The following is a 26,933-nucleotide window of genomic DNA, read 5'->3' on the forward strand; positions in this document are numbered from 1 at the left end:
CAGTTGAATAGTAAGAATGAAACTATATAAATGAAGTAGATTTTGCGCTGTTTCGCAGAAATGATAGAAAATGAAAAAACAAAAATTAGTCATACTAGGAGGAGGGGAAAGTGGCATAGGAACGGCACTTCTTGGGCAGGCAAAAGGATATGATGTTTTTGTTTCAGATAAAGGAAAGATTAAAGAGAAATATAAACAAGTTCTTTTACATAATGAGATTGAGTTTGAGGATGACATGCATTCAGTAGATGTAATTCTAAATGCCGATATCGTCATGAAAAGTCCTGGAATTCCAGATAAAGTTGCGCTAATTCAACAAATTAGAGCATCAGGAATTACTGTGGTTTCTGAAATTGAATTTGCTTCAAAGTATACCAACGCTATAATCGTTGGAATTACTGGAAGTAATGGTAAAACAACAACTGCGACATTGGCTCATCATCTATTACAACAAGATTTAAGTGTCGGGTTGGCTGGAAATATTGGTGACAGTTTTGCAAAACAAATCTTGGAACAAGATTATCCAAACTATGTATTGGAAATTAGCAGTTTCCAGTTAGATGATATTATAAATTTTAGACCTCATATTGCCATATTGACTAATATCACACCAGATCACTTAGATCGATATGACTATATGTTTGAAAATTATATCGCCTCAAAATTTAGAATTGCTCAAAACCAAACCAAAGACGATTATTTCATCTACGATGCCGATGATGAGGTGATTTTAAACTGGTTAGAAAAGCATCCAATTCAATCTACATTATTGCCATTTTCATTGACAAAAACTATTGAAAATGGTGCGTATTTAGACAACAACAATATTAAAATAACAATAGATAACAATCAAATAATTATGCCAACAGCAAATTTAGCATTAGAGGGAAAACACAACATTAAAAATGCAATGGCAGCTTCAACAGTTGCACATTTGTTAAAAATTAGAAAACAAACTATTAGAGAGAGTTTAGAAAACTTTCAAGGGGTAGAGCATCGTTTAGAGCATGTACTTAAAATTAATAAAGTGCAATATATCAATGATTCTAAAGCTACAAATGTGAATGCAACGTATTTCGCATTAGAAAGTATGGATTCGCCAACAGTTTGGATTGTTGGAGGTGTTGATAAAGGCAATAAATATCAAGAGCTCTTTCAGTTTGTTAATGAAAAAGTGAAAGCGATTATATGTCTTGGAGTAGATAATAAAAAATTATTAGAAAACTTCGGAGGAATGGTTGATATCATTGTTGAAACTGAATTTATGAGCGAAGCAGTTAAAATTGCTTATAAAATTGCTGAAGCTGGAGATAATGTGTTGTTATCACCAGCCTGTGCAAGTTTTGATTTGTTTGAAAATTATGAAGACAGAGGTCGTCAGTTTAAAGATGCTGTTAGAAACTTATAATCATGTAGTATTTTTTAGGCACTGAGCATTGTTGAGGTGCATGAGATATCAAAAATTAGATGCATACACTATTTAAAAATATAAAAGGAGATCGATTAATTTGGGCAATTGCAGCGCTGTTGGCAATTTTCTCATTTCTTCCTGTATATAGTGCTGCAAGTAATTTAGCTTACACGGGTGGATCAGGTAATACCTTCACTTATTTTGTTAAGCATTTTATGCATCTATTTTTAGGCTTTGCTATCATGTATGGTGTTCATAAAGTGCCATATCGATATTTTAGGGGCTTATCAATGATTATGATTCCTATTGTGATTGTCTTGTTGGTAATTACGATGTTTCAAGGTACTACAATTGGAGGGGCTAATGCAAGTCGTTGGATACAAATCCCATTTGTTGGGATGTCTTTCCAAACCTCAACTTTAGCAGCTGTAGTTTTAATGGTATATGTAGCGCGATATTTGTCGAAGATTCAAGATAGTAAAGTATCTTTTGTAGAAACCTTATTGCCACTTTGGACTCCAGTATTTTTCATATTAATTCTTATACTGCCTGCTAATTTTTCTACTACTGCTATCATATTTTTAATGGTGATGATGTTAGCGTTTATAGGAGGATATCCAATAAAATATCTAGCTGTAATAATAGGAACAGGAATTGTAGCACTAGTGCTTTTTATTTTGGTTGCAAAAGCGTTTCCAGATGCAATGCCTAATCGCGTTGATACTTGGATGAGCCGAATTGAGAATTTTAGTAATGGTGAAGATACTGAAGCCGATTATCAAATTGAAAATGCTAAAATAGCTATCGCTTCTGGAGGGATAAAAGGTTTAGGTCCTGGAAAAAGCAGACAAAAAAATGTCTTGCCACAGTCTTCATCAGATTTTATTTTCGCCATTATCATTGAAGAGTATGGGTTAATTGGAGGTTTGTTTTTACTCTTACTTTATTCATGGTTGTTGTTTAGAATTGTGATTGTCTCTCAAAAGTCAGATACCGTTTTTGGAAAATTATTGGTTTTAGGTGTTGGATTGCCTATCATATTTCAGGCGTTGATAAATATGGCTGTTGCAGTTGAATTGTTTCCAGTAACAGGGCAAACACTTCCGTTAATTAGTAGTGGAGGAACTTCCATTTGGATGACCTGTTTGGCTATTGGTATTATTTTGAGTGTAAGTGCTAGGCGTGAGCAAATTAAGGCAGAAGAAATTAATGAAGATAACCCATTAGAAATTTTAAGTGAAACAATTTAATGAGTAACTATAAAATCATATTGTCAGGTGGTGGAACAGGAGGACATATCTATCCTGCAATTGCTATTGCCAACGAATTGAAGTTGCGTTTTCCTGATGCAGAATTTTTATTTGTAGGAGCTAAAGATCGTATGGAAATGGAAAAAGTACCGCAAGCAGGATATGAGATTGAGGGGCTTTGGATTTCAGGAATACAACGAAGCTTAAGTTTTAAAAACCTCATGTTTCCATTTAAATTAATGAGTAGCTTACTCAAATCAAGAAAAATTATAAATACGTTTCAACCAGACATTGCAATTGGGACTGGCGGATTTGCTAGTGGGCCATTATTAAAATCGGCAGTATCTAAAGGTGTTCCAAGTTTGATTCAAGAGCAAAATTCTTATCCTGGGATTACAAATAAACTGTTATCAAAGCAAGTTGATACAATATGTGTGGCTTACGATGGTTTAGAGTCTTTTTTTCCTAAAGAGAAAATTGTGCTTACGGGTAATCCAATTCGAAAGGATTTATTAGATGTTGAGCATAAGCATATTCAAGGAAAAGATGCATTCACATTAATTCATAGCAAACATACATTGTTGGTTTTAGGAGGTAGCTTGGGAGCTAGACGTATCAATGAACTAATAGAAGATCAATTAGAGTATTTCGAATCGCAAAATATCCAATTGATATGGCAATGTGGAAAATTATATTATCAACAATATAAGCACTATAATGAATTAGATTTTGTGCAAGTGCATGCTTTTTTGAACACAATGGATATGGCCTACGCAGCTGCAGATATTATAATCTCTAGAGCTGGAGCGAGTTCGGTGTCAGAATTATGTGTTGTTGGAAAACCGGTAATATTTATTCCTTCTCCAAATGTAGCTGAAGACCATCAAACCAAAAATGCTAAAGCTATTGCCGATAAAAATGCAGCTGTGCTGATTAAAGAAAGTGAATTGGATGCAGATTTTCAAAATAAATTTGATGAGCTGATGTTGTCTTCGGAAAAACGAGAGGAATTAAGTCAGAATATAAAGCAATTAGCACTCGTAAATGCGACAAAAGATATTGCAGATGAGGTAGAAAAACTTTTAAAGAATTAAATGAATCTAGAGCATATAAATAACGTTTATTTTATTGGTATTGGAGGCATTGGTATGTCTGCTTTGGCGCGCTATTTTGTTGCTAAAAAACTCAATGTTAGTGGTTATGATAAAACCAAAACTGAGATTACAGATGCTTTAGTAGATTTAGGTGTTTCTATCCATTTTGAAGATGATATCGAACGTATTGATAGTAAGTTTTTAGATACAAATAACACAGTTGTTGTGTATACACCAGCAATTCCAGATAATCATAAAGAATTAACCTATTTTAGAAATCATGGATTTGAAGTATTGAAGCGTTCTGCTGTTTTAGGAAAAATTACCAATCAAACCTTTTGTTTGGCTGTCGCTGGGACGCACGGAAAAACTACTACTACTAGTATTCTTGGGCATTTGCTTAATGAATGTGATGTTGATGTTACGGCATTTTTGGGAGGAGTAAGTGAAAATTATAATTCTAATTTAATTCTCAACGGAACAGCTGTTACTGTTGTTGAAGCCGATGAGTTTGATCGATCTTTTTTAACCTTGTCTCCAGATTTTGCTTGTATTACATCAATGGATGCAGATCATTTAGATATTTATGGTGATGCATCAGAACTGATAAAATCGTTTGAAGAATTTACAAAAAGGATGAAGCCTAATGGGAAATTGTTCGTAAAAAACGGATTGCCAATTAAAGGGATTACCTATGGCATTGATGACAATTCAGATTATTCAGTAAAAAATATAAAAATTATAAATGGTAGTTATGTGTTTGATGTAAAAACACCAAATGCACTACTAGAAAATTTCAAATTTAGCCTACCTGGTAGACATAACCTGTCGAATGCATTAATAGCCTTGGCGATGTCTGTTGAATATGGACTCCCTCATCCGCAGCTTGCCAAGGCATTAGCATCTTACAAAGGTGTTAAACGCAGGTTTACATACCAGATTAAAACTGATGACTTAGTGTATATTGATGATTATGCACATCATCCAGAGGAAATTAATGCAGTGCATCAAGCAGTTCGAGAAATGTATCCAGGTAAAAATGTGCTAGCAATTTTTCAACCCCATTTATTTAGTAGAACAAAAGATTTTGCAGATGAATTTGCAGAGAGTTTATCAAAATTTGATTCTATTTTTTTACTAGATATTTATCCTGCAAGAGAATTGCCAATTAAAGGTGTGACCTCGCAGTGGTTATTAGATAAAATTGAGAATGATAAGAAAAAATTAGTTCAGAAATCTGAGTTAATTGAAGCGATACAATTAGAAAAAGCGTCAGTGATTTTAACCATTGGAGCTGGAGATATAGGCGAGGAAGTCAAACATATAAAAAAAGCATTAAGTCTTGCGAGTTAATTATAACTACATAAAAGTTGTGTTGCTGCTAATATTAGTAGTGTCTTTGTATGCATTCTCTAGTGTTAGAAATTTATCCAGAAAAGTACTTGCACCTGATATAAAATTTGTAGGTGACGATAACCTTTTTGTGACACATCAAACTGTTAGTAAATTGTTAATACAAAATCAAGAGAGTGTTACAAACAAGCCCAAAGATATTATAGATTTGAACGAATTAGAATCTGCCCTAAACTCTAATCCAATGATTAAGCAAGCACAAGTGTTTATGAGTGTTGATGGCTTAATCACTGCTGAAATTGAACAAAAAAAACCTATTGCAAGAGTAAGCACAAATGCATCTTATTACATTGATGAGACAGGCTCGTTTATGCCTTTATCAACAAATTATACTGCACGTGTGCCTCTCGTTACTGGTTATATTGAGAAAAATGACTTAGCAAATGTGCATGCTGTAGCTACAAAAGTTCAAAACGATGAATTTTTACTAAAGCATGTCGTTGAGATTCATCAAAATCAAGATAAAACCATTGATTTGAAATTTAGATCTCATGATTTTAAAATTCATTTAGGGAATTTGAAATTATTAGATAAAAAGATAAATAATCTAAAAGCTTTTTATAAAAAAGCCATGAAAGATAAGATGCTAGATGATTATAAACTAGTGAATTTAAAATTTGACAAGCAAGTGATTTGCGCCAAAAAGTAAGTGATGGAGAATAGTAGAATTTCAGTAGGACTTGATATTGGAACCACTAAGATTGTGGCAATGATTGGTCGTAAAAATGAATATGATAAAGCCGAAATTTTAGGAATTGGAAAATCCAAAAGTTTAGGGGTACATAGAGGTGTGGTCAATAATATTACCCAAACAATTCAATCCATTCAACAGGCTGTTCAAGAAGCTGAAGCTGAAGCTGGATTTAAAATAGAAGAGGTAACGGTTGGTATTGCTGGTCAGCACATTAGAAGCTTGCAGCATAGTGATTATATCACTAGAGCTAACTCTGAAGTCGTTATTGACGAAGAAGATATTGATCGCTTAATTAATCAGGTACACAAATTAGTAATGTTGCCTGGCGAAGAGATTATTCATGTACTGCCTCAAGAATATAAGATTGATGGTCAGGCAGAAATTAAGGAGCCAATTGGAATGTACGGCGGACGATTAGAAGCTAATTTCCATGTGGTTGTTGGTCAAGTCTCATCGATAAGAAATATTGGACGCTGTGTAAAAAGTTCTGGATTAGAACTTGAAGGCATCACTTTAGAACCACTAGCATCAGCAAACGCAGTATTAAGTCAGGAAGAGAAAGAAGCTGGAGTAGCCTTGATTGATATAGGAGGTGGAACAACAGATTTAGCAGTATTTAAAGATGGAATTATTCGTCATACAGCTGTAATTCCTTTTGGTGGAAATGTGGTTACTGAAGATATTAAAGAAGGTTGTTCTATTATTGAAAAGCAAGCTGAATTATTAAAAATAAAATTCGGTTCTGCTTGGCCTGGAGAAAATAAAGACAATGAAATTGTCTCAATTCCAGGATTAAGAGGTCGTGATCCAAAAGAGATTACATTGAAAAACCTATCTAAGATTATTCATGCTCGTGTTGTGGAAATTATAGAGCAGGTTTACGTAGAAATTAAAAACTACGGTCATGAAGAACAAAAGAAAAAATTAATTGCAGGAATCGTATTAACTGGAGGTGGTAGCCAGTTAAAGCATTTAAAACAATTAGTTGAATATATCACTGGAATGGACACTAGAATTGGGTATCCAAACGAACATTTAGCAGGTGACAGTGACAACGAAATAGCTAGCCCTTTATTTGCAACAGCAGTTGGTTTAGTAATGGATGGCTTAAAACGTCAAGAACGTAAATGCATAGAGAAAGAAGTAGAAGAGATGGAGCATGTTATTACTAGCGAAAATACTGAAGAGCATTCTATTCAAGAAGAGGAGTTCATTCAGCAACCAAAAAAGGAACGTAAATCCTTTTTAGACAAGTTAACAGAACGCGTTAAAGATTTTTTAGATAACGCAGAATAAATAATATATCAACATCTCCGATTGGGTAGGACTGTCGGAGATATTTGGGGAAATAAATAATAAAACAGTAAAAGAAATTTTATGAGCAACAACAATGAGTTAGGCAACATTGCATTTGATTTACCAAAAAACCAATCAAACGTCATTAAAGTGATTGGTGTTGGTGGAGGTGGAAGTAACGCTATTAATCACATGTTTTTACAAGGTATTAAAGGTGTTGATTTTGTGATATGTAATACAGATGCCCAAGCACTGCAAAACAGTGGTGTCCCGAACAAAATCCAATTAGGAGTAAATTTAACCGAAGGTTTAGGTGCAGGTGCTAATCCAGAAGTAGGAGAGCAGGCAGCAGTTGAGAGTTTAGAAGATTTAAGACGTATGTTAGATACCAATACAAAAATGGTGTTTATTACGGCTGGAATGGGTGGAGGAACAGGTACTGGAGCTGCGCCAATTATTGCTAAACTTGCTAAAGAATTAGATATTTTGACTGTAGGTATTGTGACGATGCCATTTCAGTTTGAAGGTAAAACAAGAAACGAACAAGCTCAAAAAGGAATTGAGACCCTTCGTGCTCATGTAGACTCTTTGGTAGTAATTAATAATAATAAGCTTAGAGAAGTTTATGGAAATTTAGGTTTTAAAGCAGGATTTTCAAAAGCTGATGAGGTCTTATCTACAGCCTCAAGAGGAATTGCAGAAGTGATTACACATCACTATACGCAAAATATAGATTTACGTGATGCTAAAACCGTATTGAGTAATAGTGGAACGGCAATAATGGGGTCATCTACAGCATCTGGAAAAACAAGAGCTCAAGAAGCGATAATGAAAGCCTTAGACTCACCATTATTAAATGATAATAAAATCACTGGAGCCAAAAACGTATTGTTGCTTATCGTTTCTGGTTCTCAGGAAATTACAATAGATGAGATAGGAGAAATTAATGACCACATTCAGAATGAAGCTGGACATGGAGCTAATATTATTATGGGTGTTGGTGAAGATGAATCATTACAAGAGTCTATTTCTGTGACTATTATAGCTACTGGCTTTGATTTAGATCAACAGCATGAAATTTCTAATACGGAACAAAAGAAAGTCGTACATGCTTTGGAAGATGATAGAAATGAAGATGTTCATGTAAAAGAAAGTGATCCAGCTATTATTACTCCAGATATTATTCTTGAGAAAGATGAAGCTACTACTCCAGATCTAGTAGTACATACTTTGATGGACGAGGACGATTTAGATGAAGGATTTGATGTTGTGGAGAATAATCATGAAACGGAATTAATTGCCACAACAGATATTATTAAAAATATCAATGTAGTCTATGATGAAGTTTTAGATCATAAGGTAGAAGAAGAGTTTGTTATCACTCCAGTTCAACAAACGAAAGAAGAGATTGTTGAAGAAGTTGAAGAAGAGCAAATAACACTTACATTTGATTTACCATTATCATTTGGTACATCTGAAGATAGTGATGATGCTGAAAAAGAAATACAACAAGATAAGACTATATTTTCTTTAGAGGATGAAGTAAAGGATATGGAAGTTAAGGAACACGTTGAAATAGTTCCTGTTACTGAGGCGAACGAAGAAGGTGAAAAGCGTTATGCTTTAGATGATTTCATGACTTATGAATCGGCTATGAATGACAGTGAAGCCAAAGTGAAAATCCAACCAGAAGTTGAAGAAGATATTGTATTTGAAAAGAAAATAGTTGAATCTGAAGTAGCCAAAGAAGAAGTTAGTGAAGAAATCGATCCTATGAATAGTCCGATTTCAGAATTACTAAAAGAACGTGCAGATGAAAGACGTCGTAAAATGAAAGATTTCAATTACAAGTTCAATACAGCTAAAATCGATGAAATTGAAAAAGAACCTGCATATAAAAGACAAGGTGTGAATTTAGAGGATGCACAGCATTCATCAGAAACCAACGCTTCTAGAACATCTGTTTCTATTGATGAAAACGATGATATTCAATTGAGAAGTAACAATTCATTTTTACACGATAACGTAGATTAGTAGCAAATTTAGTTTAGTGTTTCACACTTTGTTAAACCCGAAAAGTTGAGAAAGACTTTTCGGGTTTTTTTAGGTATAATGTGATGCTTTATTACTGCATATAACATCTAGTTTTTTCATATCTTCGCAATTCAATAAATCTAGGTATTATGAGTTTACAAAATGATGTTATGACTGCGATGAAAGCAGCAATGAAAGCAAAAGATCAAACTGCATTGGCAGCATTGCGGGCTGTAAAGTCTGAGATATTATTAGCTCAGACCTCTGAAGGCGGTGGAGACTTAACAGAGGAGCAAGAGATTAAGATTTTGTCAAAATTAGTAAAACAACGTAAAGACAGTGCAGCCATTTATTTAGAGCAAGATCGAAAAGATTTAGCCTTACCTGAAATAGATCAAGCTGAAGTAATTAGTCAATTCTTACCTGAAGCTTTAAGTGAGGAGGAAATTGAAAAAGTAGTTATTATGACTATTGATCAGATTGGAGCAGAAGGAATGAAAGATATGGGTAAAGTAATGGGAATAGTGAGTAAGGAATTGGCAGGACAAGCCGATGGGAAGACCATTTCTACAATTGTAAAAGCAAAACTATCTTAGATAATAAATTTAAAACTAATGTCACCTTGAGCGCAGTCGAAAGGTCTCATAAAATAATGGCCTCGTAGTTCAACTGGATAGAATATCAGATTTCGGCTCTGAGGGTTGGAGGTTCGAATCCTCTCGAGGTCACGAATACATAAAAAGCCTAAGTGTTAAATCAAGCTTGCTTGAATTTATAAGCTTAGGCTTTTTATTTTCAAAGCGGAGCATTTAGGAATAGCGACATTAGGAGCTAATCCTGATAATATACTGAAGGTTAAATCAAACTTGCTTGAAATTATAAGCTTGGGATTTTGGTTTTCAAAGCAGAGTTTTACGTGTTAGCACATGTTAAGTCTTCTTAAACTGAAACAATAAGATTCAAACGACTTGTTTGAATTTTATAGTTTGTTTAGATATCCATAAATATGAAAAGTTGTTTTTATGTATATTTAACTAATGAAATTAGCCCAAATTCTATTACAAGCTATGTCTCCTACAATACGCTCTATACTGCTTGTTGTTTTCTTTATAGGAATGGCAGTTGTAGTGCTTTCACGCTTTTACGTGTTTTTTGAGCAACAGTTTGCTTATAAATATAAACGTCCATTTTTTGTACATCTATATTTTTTTAAAAGAACACTTAAAGATGATGAAAAATATATTTTGCAAACTAAATTCAGTTTTTATAAGCGGCTTACTTCAAAAGAGAAACTACAATTTGAACATAGAGTTGCTTGGTTTGTTAACGATAAACAGTTTCTTGTAAGAGAGGGTTTAAATCTTACTTCTGAAATGAGAGTGTTGATAGCTTCAACATCTGTCATGTTAACTTTCGGTTTTAGAGACTATTGTATCGACTTGATTGATAAGGTGATTATATATCCTAGTGTGTTTTATTCTAGCTCTAATGAAGCGTATCATAAAGGAGAATTAAATCCTAAATTAAATGCATTGGTATTATCATGGGAAGATTTTCTTAAAGGGTATGAAATTGATAATGATAATATAAACTTAGGAATACACGAGTTTACGCATGCTATTCATCTTAATAGTTTAAAGAATAAAGATATCAGTTCAATACTATTTAAAACGGCATTTAGTGAACTTACAGGTTTGCTTTCAGGAGATGAAGCATTGAGACAACAACTTATAGCTTCTAAGTATTTTAGAGACTATGCTTATACTAATCAGTTCGAATTTGTTGCAGTAATTGTCGAGACCTTTATTGAAACACCAGAGGACTTTAAAAGACAATTCCCTAGAATTTATAATAAAACTAGGGAAATGTTAAATTTTAATTTTGCTGGGTATTAATTATAATTTAAATACCGCTTGTAGCATATATTGAAAATGATTGTTGTCGTAGATATTATCTTTGGCATTAAATGCAAACTTACCAACACCTTGAAGTCTGACACCAATACTTGGGTTAATCCAAATAGTTCCACCTAGAACTAAATTAGCAGACGTATTAAGTTCATCAATACTAAAAATACCTAATCCGCCTCCAGCAAATATATCTAACCATAGAACTTCTGGAAATAGTTCGTTGGAAACATAATATTTTAAATAGGTATTCGTAGAAACATAGGAAAAATCTTCAGGAAGCGATCCATTATCGATTTTTGAAGTGACATCAAATTTATTTAATGTAAAATCTTGTTCAATTGATAAAAATCTAGACCATTGATGTTCTATTGCAAGTGCTAGAGGTTGTTTAAATTGAAAATCACCAACTCTCTCAAAAGGATTACGCGTTCCTAAACTTCCAACCGCGTTTACTCCAACACTCACTTTCCAAGTATTAAAATCCCTCATTTGACTTTTAGATAATCTAGATTGTCCATAAGAGTCAAAACTTAATGCCGTAACTATAAGAGCTAATAGAATTATTTTTTTCATTTTTTAAGGCTATATAGGTTAAATCAAAGATATGCTTTGAGCAATAATATTACAAATAAACGCCAAATTTATTATTTTTCAGTTAGAATTTCGATTTTATCAAAGAAAATATACGCTTATAATCTTTAAAAACTGCTTTTCGGTAATTTTTATTAATTAATAGAAAGAAAAATCGGTGAATAAAAATTCTAAACAAAAGTAGTTTTTTTAATAATCCATCAATTAGCATTTTGAGTTTAGGATAGTCCAATTTTAACTGAAACAGATTCACGGAAAAATTATTTGTTTTAAAACCTCTAAAATCTTTAAAAAATAGATTAGCAATAGACATGTATGATTTAATGTAAGGCCAATTTAATTGCATTTCACTTTTAGAGTTTTGTGCTCTTAAAAGCATTAAGCTATCATAAATAGATCTTAAACTTATTTTAGTATAATAATGCCCCAAATCATTAATTTGATAATTTAAAATTGAATGAATAAGCAAATCTTGGTTTGATGGAATACTATAACAGTTAGCATCTATAATTCTTTTTTGTTGAAGTATAATATTCGATTCTAGAGCCTTTTTATAGGGTTTAGAAAGAACTTTTCTATGTATTTCAACTGCGCTAAGATGAGTCTTAGAAGTTAATCTTGGCAAATGTTTATGTTCAAAATAGTTGTCACCTAAAGTTTGTTCGACGCTTTGATAATTTTCATTTAAAAGTAATTTATAGGCCTTTTCAAGGTGCTCTTCATAAACTAAAATGTCAATATCTCCAATCATGCGTTCGCCTAAATCAATATAATAAGCACCAGTCAATAAAGCTGTACCTTTCAGAAATACGTAATTGATATGATTAGAATTAAAGCATTCTGCTATATGTTGAATTTGTTTGAGTAAGCTAATATTTCGATTTCTGTTTATTTCAGTAATCTCTTCAAGATATTTGACAAGGTCTAAAGGAATGAACTCCAAAAGTTTTTTTTGTTGTAGCCTACAATAAGCAGTTGTTAATACTAGATGCTGACTTGCAATAGTTACAAATTGTTCCCAATCTATTGAATTATGAGACAGTTTTATCTTCAATTCTTCAACTGGGTTTTCAAAACTCAAAATATCTGCTATGAGTTGAATAGTGTCTTTATGTTTGTTTTTTACAGAATGCAAAGTTTCAGTTAAATGATTCAAAAATAAACAAACAATTTACTATTGACCGAAAAGTGCTTTGAAATTTGAGATTGCAAATGCATTATCGCTATATGTTAGATCATAGCATTTTATTTGTTTTAACCAATCTATAAATTGAAGTGCATGTGTGGTGTTAGGCGAAATCCAAGAGTCAGGGATTAAAGTTTCTAAGATGGTTGTTAAAGGTACTTCTGTTAAAGATGACTCTACTGAAGCATCAAACTTTACATGCACTATTTTGTTGCAAGTGAAAGCATGAGTGTTTTTTTCAAAATTGGTCGAAGGAGGGATGTATTTAATATTTACTTTTTTAGGCCCATTTGTATGTGTTTGCAATGACTTAAAATCTTTCACCTTAGATTCTAAGGCTTCAAAGGCTCCTTTTTTTACTGAAATTGCTGAAGGATATCTATATAGCTTGAAGTCACTATTGAGAGGTGTAAAATCGTCTGCTAATAGATCTAAACCACTTGTCATAAGTAATGTTGATAGAGTGCTTTTCCCATTTCCAGAATCACCAATAATCATAATTGCTTCATTAGCATCGCATATTGTTGAAGCGTGAAAAGTGGCTATCCAACTTTCGAAAGCTTTATGATGAATTGCATTAGTGAGTTCTAATGCAAATTTACCTTGTAAGAAATGAAAATTTGACGTGTTGAAACTTCCTTTATGGATGTCGTTTTTAAATAAATGTAAAAAGTCTTTCGTTCTAAATATATCAAAAGTAATATCAGAATGAGTTTGCTTATCTGAAGTATGATGAGCAATTTGTGGGTGAATTAAGCTTTGAATTGTAGACGATTCGTAATTGATTTGTACTATCAATTCGTTAAAACGATATGACTTCTCAATAGTTGATTTTGGTGTTTTTGATGGTACATCAAAATTTGGAGCTTCATCTAATGTTATATTAGCATTATCGAGAAAGAATGAAATCTCATTAAAAATGTTTTTACATTTTGAGTCTTCAATATTAAGCGATTCTTTTAGTGACTCAATAAATGAGTTTTGATCATTTGCATTTAAAAATAACCTGAGAAGCAAATGCAAATTATTATCTATGAGAATATATCTATTTGATAATTCGAACCATAGAATAACAGTATCACTATTTAGAGGTTTACTGTATTTCGGAGCTAAATCCGCTTTCAATGTAAAATTAGAAATTAATCAAAAGGATTCCCTCCTGGATCTGGTGGAGAAGAAGCTTGAGCTTTCTTCGGATTAAGAATAAGAAAAGTACCAATGGCTGTAAGCGCTGCGTACTTACCCATTTTTTTCATGGCTTCTTTACGAGTAATTTGATTTTGAGGACTATTTCTTTTCATTATGCACTGTAATATGGGTTCAAAAATAATAAAATAATATTATTTACCTCATTAATTTACTTTAATTTGAGGTAAATCTAGTTTATAATTATCTTTTTTGATACTTTTTTTCCGTTGTTTTGTAGCTTAACTATGTATATGCCAGCACTTACATTAGTTATATCTATTCGGTTTTCAGTTTCAGTAAAATTGAGTTGTGTTTCTTGAACTAATCGTCCTTGAACATCATAAAGATTAAATGTTGTATCGGCTTCAAGCTGACCATTAATTACTATTTCTTTGCTAGTTCTTGATGCATAAATCTTTACGTTGTTAAGATTATTTTCTTGTGTAGATAATGCATCTTCACTAAATCTCAGGTAAAATCTTCCTATACCAGACAAATCTGAGTTTGGAGTAAAAATATAATCAGAGGAATTTAATAGAGTTGAAGTATTTGCAACCGTATCATCTAAATAGACATTAATAGTATTTGGAATCGAAGAAGATTCAATAGTAAACGTAAGTTGTTCAGATTGGTTAGCGCTAACGCCAAGCGGAATGGTAACATTAGTGTAATCAGTTTCACCCAAAGCTTGTATGGCAAATGGGACACTCATATCATCCATTACTAATCTTGAATATAAAGCAAAGGCAGGAATACTTCCTCCAAATAAAGCTGCATCATAACCAGGGTCTAGACCTTGAGTCGTAAACTCAGAAAAATAAATATCGGTTAAAAAACTCTCTGAATTATTGCTAAGCACAAGTTTTAAGTTGGTTACAATATTAGTTTCTCTTCCTAAAATGAAATCGTCTCCGCCATTTGTGGTACGCATACTTGGTAAGAATTCAGCATTTCCTCCACCAGCAGGATTAGAAGCAACAAAGAAGCCTTGTCCAGGAGCCATATCATATGAAGGAGAAAATCCATTTATTATTGTATAAATCCCTGCAGATGGGCCAGTTGATGTACCGTCGTTATATCCATAAATTGCAACTGCACTAGGATCTAACAGGTTTAAATTTGATGGACCATTATGAGTTAAAAAAGCTTGAGCATTAATATATGAAGGGTAAGGATTACCAATTAGGTTCCAGTTACTTAATGTGCCTTCATCAATTAATTTCTGAACAGTACCTGTATTAACTGTTCCTTCAAACCTTACTAGATTTGAAGGGTCAGATGGAGGGCTAACCGTTGGTGCTTCAATCCCAGATCTATATCCAGCTCCAGCATCTAAGGGTGTTGTGTCTGTTTCATTCCATAGTTCAAATTGGTTGGTGTCTCTATCAAATTCACCAAATAATACTTCGGGTCCACTCGGATTTGCCAAAATGTTAGGATTATTTGCTATAAAGCTGTTAAAAGCTTGCCCACTTAGTGGAGCGCTAATCAAATCATTTCCATTATCAGGGTCATTATCATTGACGAAACGATTGTAAATGGCTGTTCCTGTTGATGTTCCATTTACAATTAAACTTGAATAATTTTGTGAATCTGAATTGAGCGTCAACGTACCATTAATGACAAGATTATTAGAAACTGTTAAACTTTTTCCAGCATTTACAATCACATTACCTCCTGAATTGATAGTTAAAGATTTTAAAACAACATCATCTCCATTTACGACTAATGTTCCACCGTTATTTATTGTAACATCACTATTTATTAGCTTATCGTTTAGGGTTAATGTTCCGTTGACTGAAGTAGCACCAGAATACGTGTTTTCTGCATTAAAAATAACCATTGCATTGTTGATAATATTAAAGCCCCCTCCTGTGCCATTATGATCTATAATATTAGCGTTAATCGTTAAAGTTTCATTGCCATAAACATTAATCTGTTTTGCGCCACCAGTATTATCTATGGTCAATGTTGTACTTAAAATAGTAATACCTCCAGATCCAACCGGATTTATTTCTAAATTATTGTTAATTCTATTTCCTATAGTGCTATTTGCCATTTCTAACAAATTTGGAGAATTGAAGTTTTCGATTTTTAGAAAGTAAGAATTATCTCCATAAAAACGAATTTGATCTGCACCAGAGAACACAATTAACTCCCCAAAAAAAGAACCAGGACCATAATTAGAATATGCCCATTTACGACAAGAACCACAAGTATTATCGAAATGTAAATTATCTCCAGATGCTGGATTTCCATTAAACCAATTTTGACCTTGATCTATATTATCTGATGAAGGACTTCCACCGCTCCAAAAACGTGTGGTTTGAGAAAAAGAATTGTGCGCTGTAAATACAAACGTTAAAAACAATAAGGATAATAAGTAACTTTTCTTCATGTTAAATCAAATTATTATTGAGCTTTATATCATTCAATGAGTAAATATATAGCAGTTTTAATAAATACGAATTACGAAAACGTTTTCGTGTTAATAAGTTCTTTGGTATGACTGCCATTCAGAGATTTGTAGGTAAGAAAATGAAAACGCACTAAGTGTATACTTAGTGCGTTTAAAATAAAATATTTATGGAGTGATTACTTTATGATTATTTTATGCGCTTTTGTTGATACTCCATTATTCATTTGTACAATATATACACCAGAACTAAGACTGCTAGAGTCTATAGTATGTCTGTTACTTGTATTAGATAATACTACTTGAGACATTGCTCTTCCTTGAATATCAAATATGCGTACAGTTGTGTCTTTAACTAATTGACCAGATATAACAATGGTTTTTTCATCGTTATTTGTAAAGATGTTTATAGCATCCAGTTGAAGCTCTGTCGTAGATAATGTATCTCCATTAAGTCTGATGTAAAAACGTCCAGTTCCAGATAAGTCTGAGGTTGGTGTTAAGACATAATTTGAGTTATTTAATAATATTGATGTATTAGCAACAATATCGTCTAAATATACCTCAACTCCATTTGGCAATGTGTTTTCCGAAATTGAAAATGTTAATTGCTCAGCTTGATTAGCATTAACACCAAGAGGTATGGTTACATCTGTTATATCATCAGAATGTAAAGATTGGATTCCCATTGCAACTCCAGTATTATCTTCAACTAAGTGAGAGTAAATTGAAAAGTTTGGTGCATTTTGACCAAATAATTTTGCATCATACCCTGGGTTGAGACCTAAACTAGAATTCTCGTTGAAATAAAAATCTGTTCTAAAATTATTCTGATTTGTGCTAATGTCTAATTCAAGGTTGTAGTTAGGGCCAGACCTTCCATTAATAAAATCATCGCTACTTCCTCGACGTCGCATGTCTGGAGCACTTGGCGTACCATCAGTGGTAAATTCAATGAAGCCTGCCGGGACTCCTGAAGCTACAAAGAAGCCCTGACCTGGTGTTATAAGCAGGTCATTCCCTGGGCCAGAAACTGAGGCAAGATTATGGATTTCCCAAATATTACCTATTGCTTGACCATTATAGCCATAGATTGCACCACCTAAAGCATCAAGGACAGGGTTATTATTGATATTGTGATTTAAGAAATCAAATGCACTAATGTAAGAAGCATAAGGGTTACCAATAAGATTCCACTCTTCAAAGCCAATTCCAGAATTACTAATATTAACTGGAATAGTACCATTTTCTGGAGCCCCAGTAAATGTCAATGTTGTACCTTCTGTTGGACTTGCATCTGTAGCTACTCTGTGTCCAACACCTTTCTCTAGCGTTGCTGAGGTAGCATCAGTATAATTAACATATGCTGCTACAGGCATTGCAGTTTTATCAAATGGAGCAAAAGCATAAGTAGTTGGATCCGACTGACCGTTGTCTAATAGATCTGTAGCATTAGTTCCAGTACTCAAAAAGCTAGACCATGTCTGTCCTGATAAAGGAGCAGAAACCAAGTCATTTCCTCCATCTCCATTTGTAAAAAGATTAACAAAACGTTGGTAGTTTATTGTCCCAGTTGAAATTGTACCGTTTAAAATTAGACTAGAGTAAGAATCTGAAACAGATTCTAATGTCATATTATCATTTACAAGTAAATCAGCACCTGAATCGATAGTTAAACTTGAGCCAGGTTTTACAACTACTTTATTAATGTTTGTTGTTGCAGAAATTGATGCGTCTCCAGAAGTAATTTCTATATTATCTAATGACGTTGAAACTCCGTTAGGGTCAAAACCTCCAACCCATGCATTATCATATATAAAAGTATTAAACCCGTCATTACTTTTACAAATGTTAATATCATCAAACCATAATAGTCCAGCTCTACTCGATGTAAAATCGAAAATCCCACCAATATAATTTCCAGTTGTATGATCAGTATTAGTTATGGTGCCTGCATTCACTTCTCCATTACCATCAGCATTGTATATCAATTCCCATGTGCCTATTGAATTTCTTGATACTTTTATGCATACATCATCAGAACTGTTCCAGTTATATGAAGTTGAAATGATTTCTGTAAATTCTCCATTCGTTACAGAGTACAATCTTAAAAGGTCCGAAGAATCATTTAAAGACTGATTCATTCCAACAGCATAACCATCAGGTTGGAAAAGAAGGTTTGTGGCATTTGAAAGTAAGAAAAAAGCAAATTTATTACTCGTTGAAGGGTCCCAACTTCCGTTTCTCATACAAAATTCCCATTCGTAATTTCCTGAAGTTAAATCTTGGTTTCCTATATCAGAATTGATATAACTTTCAGATTCACCAGAGGCATCATGTTTTAATTCGCCAGAACTAATTGTCCAATCACCAGTGCTTGACCATTGTGATAAATCACCTGAAAAGTCATCCGAGAATATAGAATTACAAATGCTTGAGCAAGTGCCAGGGTCAGTAACTATGACATCGATGGTACAGCCATTATCAGAGTTATCTGTAATAGTTAAGGTAAAATCACCTCCTCCAGCATTATTTATTGTAAAAAGAGTGCTGCTTCCATAATTTGCAGAAGAAGGTGTAACACTGTTTCCGCTAGCAGCGACGGAGTATGTAGTACCTAACCCTGTTCCAATAGGATTTAGTTCTAAGGTGATAAAATCATCATTTACATTACCATCTGTGCCATTATTATTGCATGATACATTAGATAATCCAGCACTTGATAAAATGCAAGGAACATCACTTTCTAAAATCGTTAAGTCAAAAGTATTATTAGTACCAGTACCTGCGTTAGCACTACCAGAAACATTTTGAATATTGAATGTAAGTGTTTCACTAGGTTCAAATATGGCATCATCTGTAATGGTGATGGTCAGTGTTTGATTAGCATTAGTATTTGCAGGGAAGGTTACTTGTTGGGTTGTATAATTATTAATATCGGCATTGTCACCACTAGTTAGAACGACATCAAAAGTAGTATCGACAGAATATTCATTAATAATAGAAAACTCTAAATCATAAGAAATAGCGTCTTCAGCTACCGAAACAGAAGTAGAAGTAAATTGAACTTCAGTTAATGGTTCAAATATTTCAAAAAAGTTACTGTCAACCACATTTATCGCAAGCGTTATATCACTAGCAGTTAGTCTAACCAAAGGGCTGGACAAGGTAGACGAATGAATAATATTATTGAATGTGGCTACACCATTAACAGCAGTTGCAGTTACAGGATCACCAACAAGATCCCCATTAGAAGAAATATCAACATCATTTGTATAATCTAAATCAATATTGCTATTAGTATCTATGGCAGTAACTTGAACATCAGCCATAATTTCATTAACATAAGTGTTAGAAGGTTGCTGTGTAAATATAAGTTGGTTGGCAGTGACTTCAATTTTGTTATCATCTCCAGCGATAGAAGTTTGTGCGCCACCAGCATTAGGTTGTGCAAATGAGGAGTATGAAGGCTCGCTAATTACAGAAGAAATTGTTAATTGAATTTGTTCGTTATCAGTAACCGTATTATTAAATGTAGCGTACACATCAAAAGTATAATTTCCATTATCAGAGGCTGTAAAAATACTAGTGTTAATATTGGGGTTTAGAAATGATGTTGAGTTATTTATATTATCAGTTTGTATAACATTAATACCAGATTCAAATATTGCTAGTTGGGCAATGTTTTGATGACCAGATACAGAAAATATTAGCTCATTAATTTTTGTTTCAAGAAGATCGATATCTGAGCCAGAAGCACCACCATCTCTAATGGTAAAAGAACCAATTTTAATGGCATTTGAGGTCGTAAGGTCATTGCCAGTCACAAAAGGAACAAGAGGGTATAGTGAATAATCAATATTATCTGGTTCATCAAAACCAGCTTCTATAATATCAGAATTAGAGCTACCTACTTGACCAGTTATGTCCACATTTAAAATTCTCCAATCTTCGGCACCAGAACCAGCAGACATGTCGTAGAAAAATGCTAAATATGCAATTCCAGAGATTCCAGAGAGATCAATGATTTCAGTTGATGGAGCAGATAAAGAACTACCAGAAGATGAATTATTAGGATTAAATGGGATTGTTGTCCAAGTTGCTAGTGTAGGATCGCTTCCAATTAAAAAGTCAGTAGAATATCTCAATTCAAACTCACCACTTTCGTTTGTTGTATTACCGAAACGCTCTTGTGTTTCGATCTCAATATTAATGGTGTTATAGGCATCAAAGTCAATTCTGAAATCAGAAATTAACCAATCAATATCACTAGATCCAGGAAATCCATTCATGGCATATTCTCCACTACCACAGGTCCAAGAGTCATCACCAGTTTGGTCAAATGGTGTCCAGCCCGTTGCACTACAATTAGAGAATGGTGATAGAATATCTAAATCTGTTGGATCTGGTTGATCATTGTTCGTAATCGTTAAGTCAAAAGTATTATTAGTACCAGTACCTGCGTTAGCACTACCAGAAACATTTTGAATATTGAATGTAAGTGTTTCACTAGGTTCAAATATGGCATCATCTGTAATGGTGATGGTCAGTGTTTGATTAGCATTAGTATTTGCAGGGAAGGTTACTTGTTGGGTTGTATAATTATTAATATCGGCATTGTCACCACTAGTTAGAACGACATCAAAAGTAGTATCGACAGAATATTCATTAATAATAGAAAACTCTAAATCATAAGAAATAGCGTCTTCAGCTACCGAAACAGAAGTAGAAGTAAATTGAACTTCAGTTAATGGTTCAAATATTTCAAAAAAGTTACTGTCAACCACATTTATCGCAAGCGTTATATCACTAGCAGTTAGTCTAACCAAAGGGCTGGACAAGGTAGACGAATGAATAATATTATTGAATGTGGCTACACCATTAACAGCAGTTGCAGTTACAGGATCACCAACAAGATCCCCATTAGAAGAAATATCAACATCATTTGTATAATCTAAATCAATATTGCTATTAGTATCTATGGCAGTAACTTGAACATCAGCCATAATTTCATTAACATAAGTGTCAGAAGGTTGCTGAGTAAATGTAAGTTGATTAGCAGTGACTTCAATCTTGTTATCATCTCCAGCAATAGAAGTTTGTGCGCCACCAGCATTAGGTTGTGCAAATGTAGAGTAAAGGGGTTCGCTATTAGATACAGAATTAACAGTTAATTGAACTTGCTCGTTATCAGTAACAGTTGTATTAAAAGTAGCATAGACATCGAAGGTTAAGGTTCCATTATCAGGAGCTGTTAAAATATTTAAGAAAGGGTTAGGAGTGATTAAAGCTGTAGAGCTATTTACACTACTTGTTTCAAGGACGTTAGTAGAGCCTTCAAATATTGCTAGTTGGGCAATATTTTGATTACCAGAAACATTAAATACTATTTCAGTAACTTTTGTTTCAAGAAGGTCTATATCCGAACCTGATGCACCACCATCTCTAATGGTAAAAGAACCAATTTTAATGGCATTAGACGTTGTAAGGTCATTTCCAGTTAGAAAAGGGACAGGAGGATATAGTGTGTAATCTATATTATCTGGTTCATCAAAACCAGCTTCTATAATATCAGAATTAGAGCTTGGTGGGTCACTCTCAAGAATTGTCAACTCAAAGGTGCTATTAGTACCTATAGATGGATTATTACCGCCTCCAACATTTTGAAGCTCAAACGTTAAAGTTTCATTTGGTTCAAAATCCATGTCATCAGTGATAGTGATTGTAATTGTTTCGTTTGTAGAACTAGCAGCAGGGAAGGTTGCTGTTTGAGTCGAATAATTACCAATATCTAAAGCATCACCACTAATTAAAACAACCTCAACACCAGTAGCAATAAGAGCATCTTCATTTGTTATTGCTACATCCAAATTGTATGTACCATCACCTTCATTAACAGAAGCTGAAGTAGACGCGAATTGGACAACTGTATCAGTAGAAGAAAGATTACCTTCAATGATAAAGTTATCGAAGCCGAACTCTTCACTAGCGGAATTAGCAATTGCATGGAGTCTAATTTGAAGTGAATTTCCAGAACCACTAATATTAGCAGAAAATTCAGAGAATGTTGAAGTTATTGCAGTTCCTTCTCCTATTCCATCTAAATTAGGATCATGATTCATTCCTTGGTTAGAGCCAGAAGAAGGAGATGCAAACTGGATTAGCTTTTGAAAAGGAGCTGAATCAATGCTATATTCAATATAAAGGATGTCAGAGTCATCCCAACCTGAACCATTGTTGCCAGATGCAAATAAGCCTCTGAAGTTAAGATTAGTGTAGCCATTAATACTAAAAGCATTAAATGTGATAGTCTTAGTAGGAAGACCGTCTCCACCATTATCATCTAAATCTTCGCCAGCCCAATAAAAAGTATTGTTTTGCGAATTGTATGAACCACTTACATCTGATCCATCAGTTCTTCCAAAATGATCATTTGTACCATCGTTAAATGTATTTGAGGAATTATAGCGAATTCCTGAATCTCCATCCGTTTCAAAGTCTTCTGACCATATCGTTGTCTGCCCAAATCCAAGGCTACTCACTAAAAAAAGGACTAAAAATGCGTAAAAATGTTTCATATGTCGGATTAATGTGTTGTTTGTCGATGAAATTAACAAAATGCCCTAATGTCTTTAAACACAAGGGGTCGCAAATATAATAAAAGTTATAAGATGACTTTAAAAATGATATTAACAAACCGTTAAGTCAAGTTATAGACTTAGAGTCATATATGTTGAATTATGAAACTATTGAGCAAAAAAAAGTGCACGATTAGTGCACTTTTTACTACTTAATAAAATGTATGTTATTTAATAATCACTTTCTGTGATTTCTGTTGTATACCATTGTTAAGAGTTACTACATAAATGCCAGGAGACATATTAGAAATGTCAATTTGGTTATCAGTAGTTGTAGTATCTAACTCAGTACTTAAAATCACACGACCTTGAATATCATAAATAGCAGCTTTTGTAGCTGTGTTTAATTCGCCTTTAATAAATAAGGTCTTAGGTGATGTTGTTGTATATATTTGAATGGTATCAAAGCTGTTTTCAGAAATTGATAATGCATCTCCCGAGAATCTTACAAAGAAACGTCCTGTTCCTGATAAGTTTGAATTAGGAGTAATTACATAATCAGTTTCGGTTAATAATGTAAATGTGTTAGTAACGGTATCTTCTAAATAGACATCAATACCGTCTAGAATATCGGTTTCAGAAATTCTAAATGTAAGTTGCTCACCTTGATTAGCATGAACCCCTAATGGGATTATCACATCATTTATAGCATTATAATTTACAGTTTGTACTCCTAAATTAAGACCAGCATTATTTTCAACTAAATGCGAGTATAGTGCAAATTCTGGAATTGTATGTCCAAAAAGCGCAGAGTCATAGCCAGAATCCATACCTAAAGACGCATTATCATTAAAGTAGATATCAGTTTTAAAGATATCTGAAGTATTGCTCATTTCAAGTTTTAAGTGCGCTAATAATTGGCTACCATCATTACGTCCTAGGATAAAATCGTCTGTTGTTCCAATAGATCTCATTGAAGGTGAGAATGTAATTGTTCCTCCACCAGCTTTAGCAGATACAAAGAATCCTTGCCCAGGAGTAATTACAGCTGTAGGATTTGCATCTGAATAGGCCTGATTCCAAATGGTAAAACCATCAGTAATATCTCCAGCATAGCCATAAACACCTGAATTAGCAACATTGAATTCACTATTATTTGCTGTTAAAAAGTCTGCTAGTTTTAAATATGACGGATAAGGATTACCTATTAAATTGAAATCACTAGCTGTTCCAACAGTAATAGGAATTAAGCTAGTTCCTGTTTCAACGTCTCCAACAAATCTAAAAGTAGATCCAGTTGCGGCGATAGAAGCTGTTCTGTACCCAATTCCAGATTCGACTAAAGATGCATCATCTGCTGCAGTATAGTTAATATATTCGTCAGTATTGTTATCAAATGGTCCGAATAAGAACGAAGGGACTCCACCAATAGTTCCGGAAGGTAAGTCTGCATTAGCCGTTCTTAAGGCTAAAAATGTTTGGTTAACATCTGTTACTGGCGCAGCAACTAAATCATTGTTACCCGTTGTAGATCCTGTATCGGCAAACTGATTTACATGTCTGTTGTAAATTACGGTGCCATCAACATTATCAGCAATTAAACTTGAATACGACGTAGATGAAGAATTTAATTCTAATGTTCCTTCATTTACAAGTCCTGAACTGGTTGTGATAGATTGTCCTGCAGTAACAGTGGTAGTTCCAGCACTATTAATGTACAAATTATTCAACTCGATATTGGTTCCCACATTATAGGTTCCGTCTAAAACATAGGCGTTATCGCTTCCAGTAGTGTCTGATGGGGGATTAGGAGACCAACCGTTATCCACATAAAGTAATCCGTCAAATGCACTAGTCAATTTAAAGTTGTCAAATCCAGAGAATCCAGCAAGACGGTTGTTACGTACTTGTATTTGTAATGCTACAGTAGTTACTGAATCGTCAATAGCAATTGAAACGGTTCCTTCATCAGTATCTATGGCGCCATTTCCGTCTAATAAAAAGACATTTCCTTGAGGAACACCATCTAGAATTAAATTATAACGTGCATCATTATTGTTATTTACATAACCATGTACATCCCAATCAAAGGATAAAGTAACATTCTCATAATTTGTTAAGTCTATGGTGTCAAAAGTAATTGTTGCAAAACCAGTTGTGCCATTTTCGCCTTCATCGTTTAAATCATTTTCACCAAAGATATTACCAGAAAACGAAGCATTATCTAGAGGAGAAGCAATTGAGCTGTCAATGATCCCGTAATAACCATCGGTTCCCCAGCCATTATCAAAAGTAGTAACATCTGTAGAGTATGTCCACTCAGGTGTAGAGCTGTCAAAATCTTGAGTAGCTATAGTTATTAATGGACCGTTAACATCAAATGGATTACTAGATGCAGGAATGAAACCACCACCAAAAGCTAAGAGTGTGGTTACTGTTTCTTTTTCAGTAAACACAATAGTATTTAGTTCTACTGAACCATTATTCATAGTATAATCAATAAGTCCTGGTTCTAATGATCCACTAGATACTACTGAAATAGTAACACCATTAATATCTAAGTCTTGGTTTCCATTAGCATCTGTAGCAATCACCACAGGAGCAGGAGTCATAGTTTCAAACTGAAAAGTATCTGTTGGTTCTAATTCGAAAGTTAAAGCGTTGGCAGTAACCTCTATTCTGTTGTCGTCACCAGTTACAGGTGTTTGTGCGCCTCCAGCATTAACAACTGTGAAGCCTGAGCCATTTACAGCATCTGCTACTGCTGATGCTATAGTTAATTGAATTTGGTCATTGTCTGTTACATCTGTATTAAATGTAGCATATACACTAAATGTTGTTGAGCCATTATCTGGAGCAGTTAGTCCTGTGCCTCCATTAATTGCAGAAAACAGAGTGTTGTCTGAGACCGATGTGGTTTCAGCGATGTTAGTTGAACCATCAAAAATGGCTAATGCAGCTAAATTAGAACTATTAGTTACATCAAATCCAATATCGGTTAGTATTGTTCCAACGACATCGGTATCGGTTAAATCATCACCACCATCTTGGATTGTAAATTCTCCAATTTTTAGTGCGTTTGCATCTGTTAGACCAGACGTTGCAGTATAGCTTGTATAGTCAATATTATCATCAGGATCGAAACTAGTGGCAATAATATTAGATTCTGTGTCATTTGTTGCGGTATTAGTAATGGTACCTCTTAATCGTAATCCAGGTAAGGCGATACCAAAGTCAGACCATGAGGCTTGACCTCTTACACGCAACCAACCACCATTTGTAGCTGCCCCCCAAGCATATAATCTAAATGTGATAGTGCCTTCTGTTCCAGAGTTGATGCTTAATCCAGTGATATTGGTTACAACATTTGTGTTTTCTGGAATAGCTACAGCAGAGTTAACAGCAATACCAGCAGTGGCAAAGTTGTCTAGACTATAAAATAATTGCCAGTTTGTAGGGCCATTAGGATTTCGCCTTAATCTAATATCAATACGTTCAATAAGAATGTCATTGATAGCACTAGCACTGGTAGACCATTGGATGTAATCATCATTAGTTTCGGCATCAGCTTGAGAGGCACCAGTCCAATTATTAGATGAGAAATCGGTTCCTGCTCTTTCAAAAACTCCAGCACCTCTCGAAAGTCCTACTGAAGATATAGCTGGATCATTTCCAGTTAGAGTAGGTCCTGGACCATTAGCACGATCAACTGTGACTATTGGAGTTTGTCCAAAACCAAGAGCAAACATAAAAGTTGCAACGATTGATAAGTAAATATGTTTCATAACATTAATATAGTTTTTAATTGCCTAAACGCTATTTTTTAAGTAGGCAATATTAAACGTAAAAGAGGGTTGGGTCAAATATACTAA

At 33.8% G+C, this 26,933-nt stretch carries 16 protein-coding genes and 1 tRNA gene; 10 read left to right on the forward strand and 7 right to left on the reverse strand.

Translation table 11 applies throughout. The features are described 5' to 3' along the window. Window positions 1-70 precede the first annotated feature (70 nt). The 10 genes from murD to ACTU6T_RS09105 all read left to right on the forward strand — a co-directional run bounded on the left by murD (window position 71) and on the right by ACTU6T_RS09105 (window position 11,087). Window positions 71-1,408, forward strand: coding sequence for a UDP-N-acetylmuramoyl-L-alanine--D-glutamate ligase (murD, locus tag ACTU6T_RS09060; RefSeq protein ID WP_460217891.1), 1,338 nt, complete (start codon window positions 71-73; stop codon window positions 1,406-1,408). A gap of 59 nt (window positions 1,409-1,467) precedes the next feature. Beyond that, entirely contained in the window at window positions 1,468-2,661 is a 1,194-nt protein-coding gene (locus tag ACTU6T_RS09065; RefSeq protein ID WP_460217892.1) for an FtsW/RodA/SpoVE family cell cycle protein, read from the forward strand. Beyond that, a complete protein-coding gene (murG, locus tag ACTU6T_RS09070) occupies window positions 2,661-3,755 on the forward strand; it encodes an undecaprenyldiphospho-muramoylpentapeptide beta-N-acetylglucosaminyltransferase (protein WP_460217893.1) in 1,095 nt (364 codons plus the stop codon). Before ACTU6T_RS09065 ends, murG begins: the two co-directional genes overlap by 1 nt. Then, window positions 3,756-5,108 (forward strand): UDP-N-acetylmuramate--L-alanine ligase, encoded by a 1,353-nt coding sequence (murC, locus tag ACTU6T_RS09075; RefSeq protein ID WP_460217894.1) that lies wholly within the window; start codon window positions 3,756-3,758, stop codon window positions 5,106-5,108. It abuts the gene before it with no gap. Next, window positions 5,098-5,817 carry a cell division protein FtsQ/DivIB gene (locus tag ACTU6T_RS09080; RefSeq protein WP_460217895.1) on the forward strand — a complete coding sequence of 240 codons (720 nt, stop codon included), beginning with the start codon at window positions 5,098-5,100 and terminating at the stop codon, window positions 5,815-5,817. Before murC ends, ACTU6T_RS09080 begins: the two co-directional genes overlap by 11 nt. A 3-nt stretch (window positions 5,818-5,820) precedes the next feature. Next, entirely contained in the window at window positions 5,821-7,158 is a 1,338-nt protein-coding gene (gene ftsA / locus ACTU6T_RS09085; RefSeq protein ID WP_460217896.1) for a cell division protein FtsA, read from the forward strand. An 81-nt stretch (window positions 7,159-7,239) separates the two neighbouring features. After that, a complete protein-coding gene (gene ftsZ / locus ACTU6T_RS09090) occupies window positions 7,240-9,192 on the forward strand; it encodes a cell division protein FtsZ (protein WP_460217897.1) in 1,953 nt (650 codons plus the stop codon). 149 nt (window positions 9,193-9,341) lie between these two features. After that, the gene (locus tag ACTU6T_RS09095) at window positions 9,342-9,788 is read left to right on the forward strand and encodes a GatB/YqeY domain-containing protein (protein WP_460217898.1); all 447 of its coding nucleotides are present in this window, start codon (window positions 9,342-9,344) and stop codon (window positions 9,786-9,788) included. Window positions 9,789-9,846: 58 nt separating this feature from the next. After that, window positions 9,847-9,920: transfer RNA gene (locus tag ACTU6T_RS09100), tRNA-Arg, on the forward strand. A gap of 309 nt (window positions 9,921-10,229) precedes the next feature. Continuing rightward, a complete protein-coding gene (locus tag ACTU6T_RS09105; protein WP_460217899.1) occupies window positions 10,230-11,087 on the forward strand; it encodes a zinc-dependent peptidase in 858 nt (285 codons plus the stop codon). On the opposite strand, the gene ACTU6T_RS09110 is transcribed toward ACTU6T_RS09105, so the two are convergent. From ACTU6T_RS09110 to ACTU6T_RS09140, 7 genes are all read right to left on the reverse strand, one after another. Next, entirely contained in the window at window positions 11,088-11,675 is a 588-nt protein-coding gene (locus tag ACTU6T_RS09110; protein ID WP_460217900.1) for a hypothetical protein, read from the reverse strand. A gap of 82 nt (window positions 11,676-11,757) precedes the next feature. Next, complete coding sequence (locus ACTU6T_RS09115; RefSeq protein WP_460217901.1) at window positions 11,758-12,849, reverse strand: nucleotidyltransferase domain-containing protein; 1,092 nt, start codon at window positions 12,847-12,849, stop codon at window positions 11,758-11,760. An 18-nt stretch (window positions 12,850-12,867) separates the two neighbouring features. Continuing rightward, window positions 12,868-14,004, reverse strand: coding sequence for a hypothetical protein (locus ACTU6T_RS09120; RefSeq protein ID WP_460217902.1), 1,137 nt, complete (start codon window positions 14,002-14,004; stop codon window positions 12,868-12,870). Between the two features lie 14 nt (window positions 14,005-14,018). Beyond that, window positions 14,019-14,180 carry a hypothetical protein gene (locus ACTU6T_RS09125; protein WP_460217903.1) on the reverse strand — a complete coding sequence of 54 codons (162 nt, stop codon included), beginning with the start codon at window positions 14,178-14,180 and terminating at the stop codon, window positions 14,019-14,021. Window positions 14,181-14,257: 77 nt separating this feature from the next. Further along, window positions 14,258-16,465, reverse strand: coding sequence for a T9SS type A sorting domain-containing protein (locus ACTU6T_RS09130; RefSeq protein ID WP_460217904.1), 2,208 nt, complete (start codon window positions 16,463-16,465; stop codon window positions 14,258-14,260). Window positions 16,466-16,662: 197 nt separating this feature from the next. Then, complete coding sequence (locus ACTU6T_RS09135; protein WP_460217905.1) at window positions 16,663-23,061, reverse strand: T9SS type A sorting domain-containing protein; 6,399 nt, start codon at window positions 23,059-23,061, stop codon at window positions 16,663-16,665. Window positions 23,062-23,288: 227 nt separating this feature from the next. After that, entirely contained in the window at window positions 23,289-26,846 is a 3,558-nt protein-coding gene (locus ACTU6T_RS09140; protein ID WP_460217906.1) for a T9SS type A sorting domain-containing protein, read from the reverse strand. Window positions 26,847-26,933: the final 87 nt, after the last annotated feature.

It is taken from the genome of Psychroserpens citreus (assembly GCF_055686305.1).

Coding starts and splice junctions, on each gene's coding strand:
- murD (WP_460217891.1), top strand. CDS start 71: ATGAAAAAACAAAAATTAGTCATACTAGGAGGAGGGGAAAGTGGCATA.
- ACTU6T_RS09065 (WP_460217892.1), top strand. CDS start 1,468: ATGCATACACTATTTAAAAATATAAAAGGAGATCGATTAATTTGGGCA.
- murG (WP_460217893.1), top strand. CDS start 2,661: ATGAGTAACTATAAAATCATATTGTCAGGTGGTGGAACAGGAGGACAT.
- murC (WP_460217894.1), top strand. CDS start 3,756: ATGAATCTAGAGCATATAAATAACGTTTATTTTATTGGTATTGGAGGC.
- ftsA (WP_460217896.1), top strand. CDS start 5,821: ATGGAGAATAGTAGAATTTCAGTAGGACTTGATATTGGAACCACTAAG.
- ftsZ (WP_460217897.1), top strand. CDS start 7,240: ATGAGCAACAACAATGAGTTAGGCAACATTGCATTTGATTTACCAAAA.
- ACTU6T_RS09095 (WP_460217898.1), top strand. CDS start 9,342: ATGAGTTTACAAAATGATGTTATGACTGCGATGAAAGCAGCAATGAAA.
- ACTU6T_RS09105 (WP_460217899.1), top strand. CDS start 10,230: ATGAAATTAGCCCAAATTCTATTACAAGCTATGTCTCCTACAATACGC.
- ACTU6T_RS09110 (WP_460217900.1), bottom strand. CDS start 11,675: ATGAAAAAAATAATTCTATTAGCTCTTATAGTTACGGCATTAAGTTTT.
- ACTU6T_RS09125 (WP_460217903.1), bottom strand. CDS start 14,180: ATGAAAAGAAATAGTCCTCAAAATCAAATTACTCGTAAAGAAGCCATG.
- ACTU6T_RS09130 (WP_460217904.1), bottom strand. CDS start 16,465: ATGAAGAAAAGTTACTTATTATCCTTATTGTTTTTAACGTTTGTATTT.
- ACTU6T_RS09135 (WP_460217905.1), bottom strand. CDS start 23,061: ATGAAACATTTTTACGCATTTTTAGTCCTTTTTTTAGTGAGTAGCCTT.
- ACTU6T_RS09140 (WP_460217906.1), bottom strand. CDS start 26,846: ATGAAACATATTTACTTATCAATCGTTGCAACTTTTATGTTTGCTCTT.